Annotated in this window: 11 protein-coding genes; 5 read left to right on the forward strand and 6 right to left on the reverse strand. The window is 73.6% G+C overall.

Annotated elements, in window-relative coordinates; all coding sequences use genetic code 11:
- Nucleotides 1–28: 28 nt before the first annotated feature.
- Together MCM47_RS15515 and MCM47_RS15520 are read right to left on the reverse strand one after the other, a co-directional pair.
- Complete coding sequence (locus tag MCM47_RS15515; protein WP_238862201.1) at nucleotides 29–1,264, reverse strand: hypothetical protein; 1,236 nt, start codon at nucleotides 1,262–1,264, stop codon at nucleotides 29–31.
- Nucleotides 1,265–1,683: 419 nt separating this feature from the next.
- Nucleotides 1,684–3,435, reverse strand: coding sequence for an RICIN domain-containing protein (locus MCM47_RS15520; RefSeq protein WP_238862202.1), 1,752 nt, complete (start codon nucleotides 3,433–3,435; stop codon nucleotides 1,684–1,686).
- Nucleotides 3,436–3,991: 556 nt separating this feature from the next.
- Here MCM47_RS15520 and MCM47_RS15525 point away from each other — a divergent pair.
- Both MCM47_RS15525 and MCM47_RS15530 read left to right on the forward strand, forming a co-directional pair.
- On the forward strand, nucleotides 3,992–6,271 hold the full coding sequence (locus tag MCM47_RS15525) for an RICIN domain-containing protein (RefSeq protein ID WP_238862637.1): 2,280 nt from the start codon (nucleotides 3,992–3,994) through the stop codon (nucleotides 6,269–6,271).
- Between the two features lie 130 nt (nucleotides 6,272–6,401).
- On the forward strand, nucleotides 6,402–7,157 hold the full coding sequence (locus MCM47_RS15530) for a hypothetical protein (RefSeq protein ID WP_238862203.1): 756 nt from the start codon (nucleotides 6,402–6,404) through the stop codon (nucleotides 7,155–7,157).
- Between the two features lie 93 nt (nucleotides 7,158–7,250).
- Here the strand turns inward: MCM47_RS15530 and MCM47_RS42580 are convergent, their stop codons facing one another.
- The 3 genes from MCM47_RS42580 to MCM47_RS15550 form a co-directional block, all read right to left on the reverse strand.
- Nucleotides 7,251–7,952: a transglycosylase family protein gene (locus tag MCM47_RS42580; protein ID WP_305067985.1), complete on the reverse strand. Its 702-nt coding sequence runs from the start codon at nucleotides 7,950–7,952 to the stop codon at nucleotides 7,251–7,253.
- Nucleotides 7,953–8,207: 255 nt separating this feature from the next.
- Nucleotides 8,208–8,663 (reverse strand): SsgA family sporulation/cell division regulator, encoded by a 456-nt coding sequence (locus MCM47_RS15545; protein WP_238862204.1) that lies wholly within the window; start codon nucleotides 8,661–8,663, stop codon nucleotides 8,208–8,210.
- A 181-nt stretch (nucleotides 8,664–8,844) separates the two neighbouring features.
- Entirely contained in the window at nucleotides 8,845–9,681 is an 837-nt protein-coding gene (locus MCM47_RS15550) for an alpha/beta fold hydrolase (protein ID WP_238862205.1), read from the reverse strand.
- A gap of 359 nt (nucleotides 9,682–10,040) precedes the next feature.
- Between MCM47_RS15550 and MCM47_RS15555 the strand changes: the two genes are divergently transcribed.
- The 3 genes from MCM47_RS15555 (at nucleotide 10,041) to MCM47_RS15565 (ending at nucleotide 13,453) form a co-directional block, all read left to right on the forward strand.
- Nucleotides 10,041–10,604, forward strand: a complete 564-nt coding sequence (locus tag MCM47_RS15555; protein WP_238862206.1) for a Dps family protein — start codon at nucleotides 10,041–10,043, stop codon at nucleotides 10,602–10,604.
- 132 nt (nucleotides 10,605–10,736) lie between these two features.
- Nucleotides 10,737–12,614, forward strand: coding sequence for an amidohydrolase (locus MCM47_RS15560; protein WP_238862639.1), 1,878 nt, complete (start codon nucleotides 10,737–10,739; stop codon nucleotides 12,612–12,614).
- 116 nt (nucleotides 12,615–12,730) lie between these two features.
- A complete protein-coding gene (locus MCM47_RS15565) occupies nucleotides 12,731–13,453 on the forward strand; it encodes a YoaK family protein (RefSeq protein ID WP_374209135.1) in 723 nt (240 codons plus the stop codon).
- Here MCM47_RS15565 and MCM47_RS15570 read toward each other — a convergent pair.
- Complete coding sequence (locus tag MCM47_RS15570) at nucleotides 13,441–14,493, reverse strand: LysR family transcriptional regulator (protein ID WP_238862207.1); 1,053 nt, start codon at nucleotides 14,491–14,493, stop codon at nucleotides 13,441–13,443. The genes MCM47_RS15565 and MCM47_RS15570 overlap by 13 nt on opposite strands.
- Nucleotides 14,494–14,951 lie beyond the last annotated feature (458 nt).

Below are 14,951 nucleotides of genomic sequence, written 5' to 3' on the forward strand. Positions count from 1 at the left end.
GCCGGCTGCTGTCATGGCGTCAGCCGCTTCACCGTGCCGGCCCGCGCGCCGGCGCGGTGGGGGCTGACCGTGGCGCCGTCCCCCCCGAAGCCTCGGCCCAGCCGTCGACGAGATCCAGAATGGTTCCCAGAGCGCGGATGTGGAAGTACTCGCGTCCCCTAACGGGCTTCTCGCCGGCGTCCCGCATGGCGGCTATACAGAGGGTCTCCAGCCTGCGTGCTTCGGGATTGCCTTCCAGCAGGCGGACGATCCGGTCGAGCCCGTCCCGCTCGTGGTGGGACAGGCGTAGACGCGGGTCTCCGGAGGTGATGCCGAACTTGACGACCTCGTCGACGTCGTCCGTGACGACGTAGAAGACGTCCCAGGCCTTGCCTGCGCAGATGCGGCATATGCCGCACCCCGCACGCACGTTGCTCGGGGTGGGCGTTCCCGTGTGCCCCTTGGCGCACCGCACCTGATGCGGCGTGTGATTGCCGAGCCACTCGGGCTCAAGGACCGTTCCTCCAAGCTCGGCAACCCTTGTGCGGAAGGCGGCCTCGGCGGTCCTCGGGTCCCTTCCGGCGCAGACACGGCAGATCCCCCGCCCCTGCCCGACGCTGGACGGCCATGGAGCACTCACGTGGCCCTGGGCGCATCGGACTCGATGAGGCGTGGTCGCTCCGAGCCACTGCGGCTCGAGGACGATGCCCCCCAGCTCCGCGACCCGGGACCTGAACCTCGCTTCGACGATCTTCGGGTCCCGCCCGGTGCAGGTCTGGCAGATGGCTGCGCCACGTCGCACCAGGGCCGGCCTGGGGCGGCATTCGTGCCCGCCGGCGCAGCGAACCCGGTGCGGCTCGTTCGCGCCGAGGTACACCGGTTCCAGGAGTGATGCGCCCACCGTCGCAAGAGCGTCCCGGAAGGCGCCCTCGGCCACCTCCTTGTTGTTTCCGGCGCACGTGGAGCAGATCCCTTCGCCCTGCTGCACCTTGGACGGTCGCGGTGCGCATGCGTGCCCGTCGACACAACGGGCACGGTGAGGCACGTGGTTGCCGAGCCAACCCTCTTCAAGCACGACCCCGCCCAGTTCGGTCACCCGCTGACGGAAGGCCGCTTCGGCCTCCTGGGAACGTGCCCGGTGCGCGCAGGTGCGGCAGATACCCTTGCCGGCCAGGACATTGGTCGGATAGCTCGCGTGCTCGTGTCCCGCCCCGCATCTCACCCGGTGAGGCTTCCGGGTGCCGAGCCACTCGGTTTCGAGGACCTCGCCACCCAGGTCGGCCACGCGCGCTCGGAACCGTGCTTCGGCTCGCATCGAGCCTGCCCTCGACGCGCTCACGATCCACTCACCCTGTGCGAAGCCGGAAGGTTGCCCAGCCCTGAGGGCGGGGCAGTCGTCTCTTCCTCGGCAGGGTGGTGCTTGCCGACCGCAGTGGCTGCGGGCGTCACGACGCCGGTCCTGTCTCCCCACGTACATCTCCCCATGACGGGGAGCATCGCAGGGGCCACCGACATCCCTGTGTCAGCGCGGTCGACCGGCTGGCTTTCGGTGTGCGGCGCAAGCGGGCCGCTACCCTCCTCCCTCCGGGATGGCGAGGTCCGATTCCTCGGCAGCCGACTCCCCACGGGCCGATCGGCAGGATCCGGCGCGGGCGGCGGTGAGCGACGCCACGGCACGGGCGGCGTACGGCACGGCTGAATCGGTCATCCCGTGGTGAACAGGAAGCTGGCGGAGTGGTAGTAGTCGGGCAGCTGGACGAGCGGTGAGCCGGTGCGCGGCGGGTCGGCCTCCGGCCAGTTGTAGGGGCCGAGCAGGTGCGAGGCGTAGTCGCTCGACGGGACCGGTGGGACGAACCACAGGCGGACGGCGCCGGTTCTGGCGTCCGGTTCGAACCGCCAGAGCTGCTGAGCGCGTTGCGTGCCGGAGCGGCAGCTCCGGAGGACCACCGCGACCGTGTTCCCGCCGGCGGTGGTGCCGTCCAGGCACAGTCCCGTCGCCACGTTGCGGAGCTGGTAGATGTCCTGATCGGCGGCCAGGCGCTCCCAGCGCTGGGACGCCTGACCGGTGCACTTCTGGAGCTGCAGGGGGCTGTCGGCGCTCCGGTCGACGATGCCGACGCACAGGCCCGAGCTCCGGTTGAGGAGGGGGAAGCCGACGGGCACGGTCGGTGGGGGTGCCACGACCACGGTCGGCGGTGGGGTCGACGGGGTGGGGGAGGGGTCGGCCGTGGCCCAGGTGGTCGAGTCGCCGTGGGACGGGGAGGCCGAGGCCGGTGCCGCCGATGCTGTGGGCGACGGCGTGGGCGAAGGGGTGGGCGGCAGGGCGGGGGAGGGGGACTCCGACCGAGAATCCGAAGGCGGGCCCGTGAAGGTCGCGGTTCCCGTGTTCGGGGGCCTGGGCGGGGGCGCCGACTCCGTGGGGCCGGGGCGGGGGACGGCAGTGGCGGTCGGTGGGGGATGTGCCCCGGCCGGGGACGTGGTCGTGGAGGCCGCGCCGGCGATGACCAGCGCCGCCACGGCGCAGGTCCCTGCGGCGGTGAGGGCCGCCAGCGCGCGCCGCCCGCCGGGGCGACGGGCGGCGGTGTTCGGCAGCCACGCGCGGGGGCGCGGAGCGGGTCGTGGTGCGACCGTCGGCGTCCGCCGGGGACCGGCCGCCACCGCCGGCAGGGCGGGCGACGACGGATCTCCCGTCCACAGCAGCAATTCGCGGAGCAGGAGCGGTCGTTGCCACTGGTCGATGGCGGTCAGCGTCGTTCGGGCGTGACCACAGCTGTCGCACCGTGAGAGGTGGCGATCGAGGTCCGCCGTGTCGTCGGTGATGCCGTGCCGGACGAACTCCCCCAGGGCGGCGATCAGGTGGCGACACGATCGCCGGGGTACCCGTGCGGCGTACACCTGCAGATAGGCGTCGTAGAGGACCTGCCGGGCCGGTGGGTCGGGTTCCGGTCGAGGCGCCGGCCGCGGGCCACCGCCACCGATCGGCTCCCCGAGACAGTGCCACAGCGCCGCCTGCCGGTGCTCCGGCAGGCTCAGGAACGCGCGCAGGAGGAACGCATCCGCCTCCGCCGCCGCAACCGCCGCGCGCGCCGACGGGTCGGCGGGATCCGCGCGCGGCAGTGTGCCGAGCCAGGCGGCGAAGCCGTCGCTCAGCGCCGCTTCGCGTCCGGTGTCGGCCCGGTCGGCCGCGGCTCTCCTCACCTCGGCCAGCAGGTAGGGCCGCCAGCTCGCCGTCGGTCCGGCGCCGGTGCGGACGGCCTCCAGGGTTCGCTCGAAGGCCTCGTCCGCGAGCTCTTCCGCAGCGCGGTCCTCCGCGCAGAACAGTCCGGCGTAGGCCACCAGCGATTCCCTGTGGCGCTGCGCCGCGTCGGCGAGTGCCGTCAGGCCCCGTTCGTGGCCCGCCCGGATCGCACGTGCCAGTTCGGCATCCGCGGCCAGGTCGGTCGCCGAATCCGGCATCGTCTCTTCTCCTCTGTGCGCCCCGATGGGGGTGTGTGTTCGAACGGCCGCCGTGCGGCGCGGGGGCGGGGCGCGAACGTCGCGGGCCGCACGGGAGCGCCTCGGCATCCGATGTCGCGGAAGCGGGCGCCGGGCCTTCCGCGGTGGCTCCTCTACTCGCCGGTAGAGGATGTTGGCCGGAAGGAACTTCCCGCGTCAAGGCCCGCCCTGTGAAGGTGATGGGAAGTCGGATATTGCAAGACAATGCGTCAACAACACTGGTCGAAAAGCGAGATGGAACGATCAGGTGGCGGCGATCCGGCCTCCGTGAAGGCCGCGTTGGCGTGGCGTGACCTGCAGGGATGGCGGGGACCCCGGGTCCGCGTGGCTGCCGCTCGCCCCCCGAACAGGGGCTGATCGCGCTGACCGTTCCCGGGCCGTGGATGAACGATCCCGCGACTTTCGAAAGAGGTTTCTGTTATCGGCGCCCGTCCCGCCGGATCTCTTGTGTGTCGGAAGGCCTGGACCCGTCCCGCTAGAGGGGGACCCCGGGCCCTCACACGAGGAAAGGACCGTGATGGGACACCGGAGCAGCGAGCTTCGCCGTCGCAGGCAGAAGCGCTCGACCCGCAGGACGGCACTGATCGGCCTCGCGGTCGCGGCCGGCCTGGTCGCGGGCGCACTGGGAATCCAGACCGTGGTGGACGCACCCTCCCGCAACTCGGCCGTGGCATCGGCCGACGGCCTCGGGGCGGGCCAGACGGTCGGCCTGGTCGTCGACGACGAAGGGGAGACGGGCTCCGCCGAGAACGGCACCCAGCCGCCGGCCCCGAAGCGCGACACCAAGGCGACGCCGCTCAAGGAGATACCCAAGGAGCAGCCCGAGCGTGGTCTGGTCTACGCCGGCCTGAGCCTGCCCAGCGACGACCGCTGCGCCGGCCAGCTGCAGGTCAGCGGTGGTTCGCTGTGCAGCCACGGCCCCGACGCGCCTCCGCAGGGCGTCGACATCCACAAGGACGTCGCCCCGGTGGTCGCGACCGCTGCGCAGCCAGCCGCGCTGACCCCGCCGGCCGGCGCCCAGCCGCCGGCCGCCGCCGACCTGGTGGCGGGCGGTTCGCCCGTCCTGGACGCCGGAAGCAAGGCGCTGCTCGGCGACGCGGCCGCCGCCCCGCAGCAGACCACCCCTGCCGGCGGTGCGGCCGCGAGCGGCTCGGCCCTCGTCTGCGACGGTGACGGCACCAGCGGCAACCGCGTCCAGGTGGTGTACGTCCACGCCCCGGGCAACGACCGTTTCGCCCAGTACCTGGCCTCGTTCAAGAAGTGGGCCGCGGACGTCGACGTCATCTACAACGCCAGCGCCCAGGAGACCGGCGGCGAGCGGCACGTCCGCTTCGTCACCGAGTCCGACTGCACCGCCTCGGTGCTGAACGTCCAGATCTCCAGCGCCGAGATCAGGGACTTCAACTCGCAGAACAACGCGCTCGCCAAGCAGGGGTTCAACCGCAAGGACCGCAAGTACATGATGTTCACCGACGCCCAGGTGTACTGCGGCATCGGTACCTTCGACGGTGACGAGCGTCCCGGCCAGGACAACCGGAGCAACTTCGGCCCCTCGTACGGCCGTAGCGACTCGGGCTGCTGGGACGGCGCCACCGCCGCGCACGAGCTCGGCCACAACCTCGGCGCCGTCAACGACAGCGCTCCGAACTCCAGCAAGGCCGGTCACTGCGTCGACGAGTGGGACCTGATGTGCTACTCGGACGCCCCGAACTACCCGAAGATGAAGACCGTCTGCCCGGACAGCAAGCACGATGAACGGCTCGACTGCCGCCACGACGACTACTACAACACCAACCCCGCTCCCGGCAGCTACCTGACCACGCACTGGAACGTCGCCAACAACCGCTTCCTGATCGCGGGCGGCGGCACCGGCCCGAACCCGACGCCGACGCCGACGCCGACGCCGACCAAGACCGGCACCCCGTCGCCCACCGCGACCACCACTCCCACCAGGACGCCCACGCCGACCCCGACGGCGACGGCCACCGCGACCTCCTCGCCGACCGCCTCGCCGACCCCGACCGCGACGGCCACCGCGACCTCCTCGCCGACCGCCTCGCCGACCCCGACCGCCACGCCGACCCCGACCGCCACCCCCACCACCGGTTCCACCGGCCCTGACGTGACGGTCAGCCAGGTCACCCAGAACTCGGTCATGCTCAGCTGGCCGGCCGCCAACGGCGCCAGTGGCTACGACGTCCTGCTGAACGGCCAGTCCCTGGGCACCGTCCACGCCACGGTGGTCGGCCTGGTCCGGCTCGCCCCGGGCACCCAGTACAGCGTGGCCGTCGCCTCCCGTGACGCCGCCGGCAAGGTCTCGAAGCCGGGTCGCACCGTCACCTTCAAGACCGCTGCCGACTCCGGCAAGCCGCAGCCCGGGACCCGCTACACCGTGGTGAACGGGTTCACCGGCCAGGCCGTCGACCTCTGGGGCAGCTCGCTCAACGACGGCACCCCGGTGATCTCCTACCAGCGCACCGGCTACGCCAACCAGAAGTGGACCTTCGAGGACGCCGGCTCCGGCACCGTGCGGATCAAGTCCGTGCGCTCCGACAAGTGCCTCCAGCTGGGCGGTAACGCGGTGGCCGGCCAGTACGTCGCCCAGCAGCCGTGCTCCGACGCGGACGCGCAGAAGTGGCAGGTGAACTCCTCCAACGGGGGCGTCACCCTCACTGCCCACGGCACGTCGCTGGTCCTCGGCGTCAGCAGCCGCTGGTACTACGGCGGCCGGCTGCTGGAGCTCCAGCAGCCGAATGGCCAGGCCTACCAGAGCTGGGCCCTGCAGAAGGCCTCCTGACCCCGGGCAGGTCCGCCGGCCCCGGGTAGGGTCGGCGACCGCAGGCAGGACCGCCGGCCGGGTGCGGCCGCCGTGAACCCACGGCGGCCGCACCCGGCCATCCCACTCACCCCACGAGGAAGCACCGCCCATGCGCATCCGTTCCGTCGCTGCTGCCCTCGCCGTCGGCGGGGTGGCCCTTCTCGCACCCGCCGTCCCCGCCTCCGCCCACGGCGACACCGTCCACCTGGAAGTCACCGGAGTGGACAACGGGCACGTCACCACCGCCGCCAGCTTCGAGAACGACCGCGACCCGGTCGTCGAGGGGTTCGCCGGTTCGCTCGCCGCCACCTCCTCCGACGGGCGCGCGGTGGGCCCCTGGCGCCTGGTCGCCGTCCCCGGCCACCCCGGCAGCTACACCACCCGGGAGGTCCTGCCGTCCGGCCACTGGAAGATCACCGTCGACTGCGCCTTCCCCGACCTCGGGCACGGCGAGCGCGAGCTGGACGTGGCGGCCGCCGCCATCACCGACCCGGTGGGTTCGATGCCGACCGCGGGCACCCCGGTCGGGCCGACCGTCGTGCCGTCCCCGGTCGTCACCCCCGGCACCGTGACCGGCCCGACGGTCCCCGCACCCGCCCCCACCGGCGCCCCCACCTCCACCGGCGCCGGGAACGGCAGTGGCACCGGCACCGCCGACCCGACCACCTCCGGGGCCGCCACGCCGGCTCCCCCCGCCCCCGGCCCCGCGACCGCCACGGCGACGTCCGACGTCCCGGCGAAGGCCACCGCGGACGACGACGGCTCGACCGTCGCGACCTGGGCCGCCATCGGTACGGCGGTCGTGGCCGTCGTGCTCGTCGTCGTCGGCTTCCGGCTCCGCCGCCGCAACACCGTCCGCGGCTGATCCGGGACCTCGGCCGGGCGCGTTCAGGAGGAACCGGCACACGCCGGTGTCCCCGGCGTGGAGCGTTCCGCCCGGGCCTGGCCGGGGGGCGGCTCAGGTCAGGACGAGGACCTGGCCTGGCAGGAGCAGGTCGGGGTCCGGCCCGATGGTCTCGTCGTTGAGCGCGTGGAGGGCGGGCCAGCCGCCGGGGGTGCCCGAGGCCTGGGCGATGGCGTCGAGGGTGTCGCCCGCGCGGACCGTCCAGGTGCCCGGGCGGTCCGCGTCCGGGACGTCCTCCACGGCTGAGGGTGCCGCTGCTGCGTGGGCGCCGGCGTGGCCGTCGGTGCGGTCGGTGCTTGCGGTGCGGCCGGTGGGAGCGTGCCCTCGTGGCTGCGCGGGGCGGTGCGCGCCGGTGCGCGGACCGGCGTGGGCAGCGGGGGTGTCGCTGCCATGGGCGGCGTGGGCTCCGCAGGCGGGCCACGGGGCGAGGCCGCGACGCGCGGCGAGGTTCTCGGCCACGGTGATCTGCTGTTCACGGGTCGCCCGGTCCGCGCGGGGTGCGTAGGCGAGGCCGCCGTTGGCCCGCCAGGTGGCGCCGTCGAACTGCAGCCCGCCGTAGTAGCCGTTCCCGGTGGCGGCGTGCCAGCGACCCCCGCTCTCGCAACGGGCGAGTGCGTCCCAGTCGACGCCCGCCAGGACGCCGGTGGTGACCGCGGCGGCCGGAGATCCGCCGGGGCCGCCGACGACGGCGGCGAGGGCGACCAGCGGGAGCAGGAGTACGGCGAACAGACGACGGGTGACGGGCAGCGGTGACATGAACGCTCCGCGGTCGGGGAGAGGGGCCGGGCGCCGAGACGCCTTCTCCACCCATGCACCGTGCGGCCGTGCGGGGCTGCCGACGGAGCCGGAATCTCATCCGGCCGGCGGTCCGGCACCACCCGAACAGCGAAACCCCGCGCGGCGGTGAGCGCGGACCGCACGGGCGTGCGGACGCGCACGCGCGTCGGCCCGTCGGCCCTTCGGCCTGTGAGTGGCCTGAGTGGACTGAGCGGCCTGAGCGGCGCCGGGGCGTCAGCCGGCCAGGCCGGTCAGTTCGGCGTCCCAGTCGATCGCGCTTCCCTCGGTGCCCGGGGGGACCAGCGCGAAGCTCTCGCGGCGGAGCCAGCGACGCACCTGGCGGGACGGGAGGTCCAGGAGGACGGATCCGTCGTCCCCGAGCAGCATGATGCGCAGGGCGGTGCGGCCGTGGCAGGAGCAGGGCGGCCAGATCCGGACGTCGCCGAGGCCGGAGGGCTTCTGCAGGCCCTCCCAGAGGAGATCGCGGGAGAACTGCCAGGTGCCCGCCTCCGCTGCCGGTCCCAGGAACTCGAGTGCGACGGCGAGCGGGTCGTCGCTGCGGTAGGCGAGGCGCACCGGAACGTCCACGGATTCGTGCTCGCCGAGGACGATCTGCGCGTCGAGGACGGTGTCGGTGCTGGTGACGTCCGGGTGGGGCCGGGGGCCCGGGAGGGAGTGGTGGGCGGGCACGGGTTCTCCTGGGTGGCTGTAGGGGCGCGGGTGCCGGGACGGGCGGCGGGGCGACGCGACGGACACGCCGGTGGGCGGCCGGGCGACGAGGTGCCCGGCCGCCCACCGGCGACTGCATCCGGCGAACACCGCGAGGGCGGATGGTCGGACGGCCGCGGTCGGGGGCCCGCGGCCGTCCGGGTCACTTCGCGAGGAAGGCCAGCAGCGCCTCGTTCACCTCCTCGGCGTGGGTCCACAGGAGGCCGTGCGGCGCGCCCTCGATCTCCACGTACTCGGCGGTGGGCAGCGCCCGGTGGAACGGGCGCGCGGTGTTCTCCACGGGCAGGATGCGGTCGCCCGTCCCGTGCAGGATCAGGGCCGGCACGTCGATGCGGGTGATGTCGGCGCGGAAGTCGGTGTACCACGTGGTGGGTGCGGCCGAGGCGGCGTAGGAGCCGCCGCCCGCCGCGACGTTCCAGCTGTTGCGGACGGCCTCCTCGCTGATCCTGGTGCCGAGGTTCTCGTCCAGGTTGTAGAAGTCCTGGAAGAAGGCGCTGTAGTAGGCGTAGCGGTCGGCCTTCACCGCCGCCACGACGCCGTCGAAGAAGTCCTGGGCGGCGACGCCGTCCGGGTTGTCGTCGGTCTTGAGCAGCCAGGGCTCCAGCGAGGCGAGGAAGGCGACCTTGGCGATCCGCGCGGAGCCGTGGGCGGACACGTACCGGGCGACCTCGCCGGTGCCCATCGAGAAGCCGACGAGCACGGCGTCCCGGAGGTCCAGGGTCTCCAGCACGGTGTTCAGGTCGGCGGCGAAGGTGTCGTAGTCGTAGCCGGTGGTCGGCTGGGAGGACCGGCCGAAGCCGCGGCGGTCGTAGGTGATGACCCGGTAGCCGGCGTCGAGCAGCGCGGCGCTCTGCCGCTCCCAGGAGTGCCCGTTCAGCGGGAACCCGTGGATGAGGACGACCGGTCGGCCGGAGCCGTGATCCTCGTAGTAGAGGTCGATGGAGGTGGAGTTCTCCTGGCCGACGGTGATGAACGGCATGGGTCTTCGTTCCTTTCGGACAGCGGTGTGCGGGACGTGGTGCTCCGACGCTAGGGGCGGCGGCCGGCGTCCGGTGGACTCTGAGAGCACACGGTGTCGTCCGAGAGTGCTGTGGCCGGCGGGAGGGCGGGAGGGCCGTCGGGCGGCCGGGCCGCCGGGCGGGAGGTGGCTCGGAGGTCGGGCGGCCGGCGGGGCCCCGGGTGACCGGCCGTCGGCTGCGGCGGCCGTGCGCGGACCGGCTGTGGACGGTGCGCCGTCGGAACAGCTCCCGGTGCCCGGCGCTCCTAGCCTGATGCCGCCTCGTGCGTCGCCTCGCGACCGACCGGCATCCCCCTTCCCGACGGAGCAACAGGAGCACCATGACCAGCCGGACCAGCCAGCCGCGCCTCCACCAGCACGCCCCCGAGATCCAGGAGTTCGGCACCGTCACGCAGCTGCCGATCGCGCTCTCCCACGACGCCCGGCAGTACTCCTCCCAGCGGCTGAACCGCGTCCTGGCGGACACCCAGTTCCTGTACGCGCTGTACAAGAAGTACCACTGGGGCATGCGCGGGCCGACGGCGTACCAGCTGCACCTGCTCTTCGACAAGCACGCCCAGGAGCAGCTGGCGCTGGTCGACGCGCTCGCCGAGCGGGTGCAGACGCTCGGCGGCGTCGCGGTGGGCGACCCGCGCCACGCGGCCCAGATCACGGGCGTGCCGCGTCCGCCGGACGGCATCGAGCCCGTGCGGTCGATGCTCTCGGGGCTCCTCGACGCGCACGAGACCATCCTCGCCGACGCCCGCGACGCCGCCGCCCGCACGGCGGAGCTGGGCGACGACGGCACCCAGGACCTCCTGGTCTCCCAGATCATCCGCACCGGCGAGACGCAGGTCTGGTTCCTCGCCGAACACCTCGTCGACACCCCCGGGGCGGGGGCGTGACCGCCGGCCGGGCCCGGCACCGGACGGGCCCGGCCGCGCCACTCGGTACCGCCGGCCCGGCGCGCGCCGCCGTCACGCGCCACGGCCGACCCACAACCGCCACTGCGTGAAGGGAACCCCCCGTTGTCCACCATGCCCGTCGCCGGGATCCGTCCCGGCGTCCCCGCCCAGCCCGCCGACCTGGTCGTCCGCAACGCCAAGGTGCACACCAACGACCCGCGCCGTCCCCGGGCCACGGCCCTGGCCGTCCGGGACGGACTGATCCAGGCGGTCGGTGACGACGCGGACGTCGCCCCGCTCGTCGGCCCCGACACGCGGGTGGTCGACGCGCTCGGGCGCCGCGCCGTGCCGGGGCTCAACGACGCGCACCTGCACGTCATCCGCGGCGGCCTCAACTACGTGCTGGAGCTGCGCTGGGACGGCGTCCCGACGCTGCGTGAGGCCCTGACCATGCTGCGGCTCCAGGCCGAGCGGACGCCGCCCGGCCAGTGGGTGCGAGTGGTCGGCGGCTGGTCCGCCGACCAGTTCGCCGAACGGCGGCTGCCCACCCTGGCCGAGCTCAACGCCGCGGCGCCCGACACCCCCGTCTTCGTGCTGCACCTCTACCAGTCGGCGCTGCTCAACCGGGCCGCGCTCCGCGCCGCGGGCTTCACCCGGGACACCCCCGACCCGGCGGGCGGCCAGATCGTGCGCGGCCACGACGGCGAACCGACCGGCCTGCTGATCGCCGCCCCGGGCGCGCTGCTGCTCTACTCCACCCTGGCCAAGGCGCCGACGCTGGACGAGGCCGACCGGATCGGCTCCACCCGGCACTTCCTGCGCGAGCTGAACCGCTTCGGCCTCACCTCAGCGATCGACGCCGCCGGCGGTTTCCAGAGCTTCCCCGAGAACTACGGCACCGTCATGGAGCTGGCCCGGCGGGGCGAGCTCACCCTGCGCATCGCCTACCACCTCTTCCCGCAGACCGCGGGGCAGGAGCTGGACGATCTCACCCGCTGGGTCGAGACCGTGCGTCCCGGTGACGGCGATGCGTGGCTGCGCCTCAACGGGGCGGGGGAGAACCTGACCTGGGCCGCGGCCGACTTCGAGAACTTCACCGAGCCGAGGCCTCAACTGGGCTCCTACGAAGCAGAGTTCGAGAAGGCCGTCCGGCTGCTGACGGAGCACGGCTGGGGCTTCCGGCTGCACGCCACCTACGACGAGACCATCCGCCGCGACCTCGCCGTCTTCGAGAAGCTCGCCGCCGAAGGCCTCTTCCCGCACGGCAACCGCTGGCTCTTCGACCACGCGGAGACCGTCAGCGCGGCGAGCCTCGACCGGATCGCGGCCCTCGGTGGCGCCGTCTCCGTCCAGAACCGGCTCTCCTTCCAGGGCGAGGCGTTCGTCTCGCGGTACGGCGCTCCGGCCGCCGCCGAGGCGCCGCCGCTGCGCGCCATGCTGGACCGCGGTCTCACCGTCGCGGCGGGCACCGACGCCACCCGGGTCTCGTCCTACAACCCGTGGGTCGCGCTGCACTGGCTGGTCTCCGGCCGGGCGGTCAGCGGCAGGCGCCTCGCGGCCGGGCACAACCGGCTCAGCCGCGAGCAGGCCCTGGAGCTCTACACGCTGGGCGGGGCCCGCCTCACCGGCGAGGAGGACGTCAAGGGGCGCCTGACGGTGGGCGGTTACGCCGACCTCGCGCTGCTCAGCGCCGACTACTTCACCGTGCCCGAGGCCGACATCCCGCACATCGAGTCCGTCCTCACGGTCGTCGGCGGACGCATCGTCCACGGCGCCCAGGAGCACCAGGGCCTGGCCCCGGAGCTGCCCGCCGTGTCGCCGTCCTGGAGCCCGGTCACGCGGTTCGGCGGCTACCACGCCACCCCCGCGCCCGGCCTGGCCGGCGTCCACCAGGCCGAGGGCGTGCTGGAGGCCGTGGCGGCCTCCGGCGAACAGCACGCCTGGCGCGCGGCCCGCGGTCTCGCCCTCCCCGGGCAGCCCCCGGTGCCGGTGGACCCCTGCTTCTTCTGACACCCGCACCCGGGCGTCGGCACGGGGGGCACCGCCGGATCCGGGCGGTGCCCCCGCCTCCCCGGTCCCCGCGCTCACCTCCCCCCCACCCACGTCCCTCGGCACGAGGAGCCTTCGTGACCACGCCGACAGCCGGTTCCCGCACCGCGCCCGCTCCACAGCCGCCCGCTCCACAGCCGCCCGGGGCGCACATCCACGACCGCCACCCGCTGGCCCTGGCCCTGTTCGGCCTCACCCTGGTCAGCGGTCTGATCGACGCGGTGAGCTACCTCGGGCTCGGCCACGTCTTCACCGCCAACATGACCGGCAACGTCGTCGTCATCGCCTTCGCCCTCGCCGGGGCGCCCGGGTTCTCGGTCGCCGGCTCGCTGGCCTCCCTCGCGGCCTTCCTCCTCGGCGCGCTGCTGGCGGGCCGGATCGCGACGGCGAACGCCGGCCCCCGGCGGCCCCGGCAGCTGCGGACGGCCTTCGTCCTGGAGGTCGCGCTGCACGCGGCGGCCGCCGTCGTGGTCTTCGCCCGGGGTGCGGAGGGGGCCGCACAGTACGTCGTGATCGCGCTGCTCGCGCTGGCGATGGGCATCCGCAACGGGACCGTGCGCGGCCTCGGCGTGCCGGACCTCACCACCACCGTGCTGACGCTGACGCTGACCGGACTCGCCGCGGAGTCCCGGCTCGCCGGTGGCGCCGCTCCCCGTCAGCGCAGGAGGATCCTCTCCGTCGTCACCATGCTCGCCGGCGCCGGACCGGGGGCGGTCCTCGTGCTGCACGGACAGCTCGCCTGGGCCCTGGTGGCCAGCGCCGTCCTGGCCGGCGCCACCCTGCTGCTCTACCGCGAGTGAGTCGACGACTCGGCCTCGTCCAGAGCCGGCGGGGGCTCCGCACCCGCGGCGCGGCGGGTCTGCACGGGGATCCCGGCCGGCTGCGCGGCGCCCCCCGACCGGGGCCGGCCCCGGTCGGCCGGGGCCGGATCGGGATCAGGTGGGGCGGCAGGGGCGTTGGCCACCTCGCGGAGGAGGGAGAGCAGGAGCTCCTCGTAGGTGGAGAGGGGGCGGGCGACGGTCCAGTTGGCGGTGACCGTGCGGGGCGTCGGGCCGGGGTGGACGCGGAGTTCGGCCAGGACGCCGTGAAGGAGCTCGAAGCGGACCGAGCGCCGGGGGACCAGGCTGATGCCCAGGCCGATCCGGACGGCTTCCCGGACGCTCTCCGTGCCCCACAGGTCGAGGGTGCGCGCGCCGACGAGGTCCCAGGTGTGCAGGAGCTCCAGCAGCTGCCGCCGGGTCTGGGAGCCCGGTTCGAGGAGGAGGAAGGACTCGGCGGAGAGGTCCGCCGGTGTGACCTCCTGACCGGCCAGCGGGTGGTCGGGCGCGCAGATCAGCAACATCTCGTCGCTGGCGAGCTCCTCCGACTCGTACCGCCCCGGGGGCAGCGGGCCGTCGGCCACGCCGACGCCGATCCGGCCCTGCTGGAGGGCGCCGGCCAGGCACTCGGGGCTGTTGACGACCACGGTGAACAGCCCGTCGGGTTCGCGCCGCCGCAGTTCGCGCATGACCGCCGGCAGCAGGTAGTCGCCCACGGCGGCCGTGCTGCCGACCACCAGGCGCTCGTTGGGCCACCGCGCGGCCGCCTGGACGGCGCCGACGGCGTGGTCGGCGAGCGCCAGCATCTCCTTGGTCTGGGCGAGCAGGACCCGGCCGGCGGGGGTGGGGCGGATCTTCGGGCCGGAGCGGTCGACCAGGACGGTCCGCAGCGACGCCTCGAGGTTCTGCACCTGCTTGGAGACCGACGACTGGCTCAGGAACAGCACCTGGGCCGCCGCGGAGAACCCACCACATTCGATGACCTTCGCGAAGATCGCCAGCTGGTTCAGGTTGAGTCGCATCACGGCCCCGATCGCGTGAATGTGGTGCAGGGCATTAGGGCCTGGGGGCCGTGCGGCAGACGTCCGCAGTTCCTGCCGTCCCCCGGTGGGGGCCACAGCCTACAAGCAACCGGGAGAATACCTGTTCGGTCGGCACAATTGCCTTGCCGGACCGGCGTTCGTCGATTCGAGGGCTGAACGGGACGGTCGACGCTTCGCCGGTGATCCCTCCTGATCGGACCGAAGCGGTCGGTGATCATGGTTATGTGATGGCAAGTCAGATGTGATCGGGGATGAATTCGCGATCGATCCGGCTCGGTTGTGAGGACTTTGTGCGATCGGGGTCCCGGGGGTGAGGGTGCGCGTACGACCATCGTACGGTCGCCGGGTCGTGTACGTGCGGCCCTTGCGGGGCGGTGTCGACGGCGGCCGTTCGGGGGTGCGGGGCGCGGCTCGGAAGATAACGGATCGATAACGTG

It is taken from the genome of Kitasatospora sp. A2-31 (genome assembly GCF_022288725.1).
Lineage (GTDB): Bacteria > Actinomycetota > Actinomycetes > Streptomycetales > Streptomycetaceae > Kitasatospora.

Coding starts and splice junctions, on each gene's coding strand:
- MCM47_RS15520 (WP_238862202.1), bottom strand. CDS start 3,435: ATGCCGGATTCGGCGACCGACCTGGCCGCGGATGCCGAACTGGCACGT.
- MCM47_RS15525 (WP_238862637.1), top strand. CDS start 3,992: ATGGGACACCGGAGCAGCGAGCTTCGCCGTCGCAGGCAGAAGCGCTCG.
- MCM47_RS15530 (WP_238862203.1), top strand. CDS start 6,402: ATGCGCATCCGTTCCGTCGCTGCTGCCCTCGCCGTCGGCGGGGTGGCC.
- MCM47_RS42580 (WP_305067985.1), bottom strand. CDS start 7,952: ATGTCACCGCTGCCCGTCACCCGTCGTCTGTTCGCCGTACTCCTGCTC.
- MCM47_RS15550 (WP_238862205.1), bottom strand. CDS start 9,681: ATGCCGTTCATCACCGTCGGCCAGGAGAACTCCACCTCCATCGACCTC.
- MCM47_RS15555 (WP_238862206.1), top strand. CDS start 10,041: ATGACCAGCCGGACCAGCCAGCCGCGCCTCCACCAGCACGCCCCCGAG.
- MCM47_RS15560 (WP_238862639.1), top strand. CDS start 10,737: ATGCCCGTCGCCGGGATCCGTCCCGGCGTCCCCGCCCAGCCCGCCGAC.
- MCM47_RS15570 (WP_238862207.1), bottom strand. CDS start 14,493: ATGCGACTCAACCTGAACCAGCTGGCGATCTTCGCGAAGGTCATCGAA.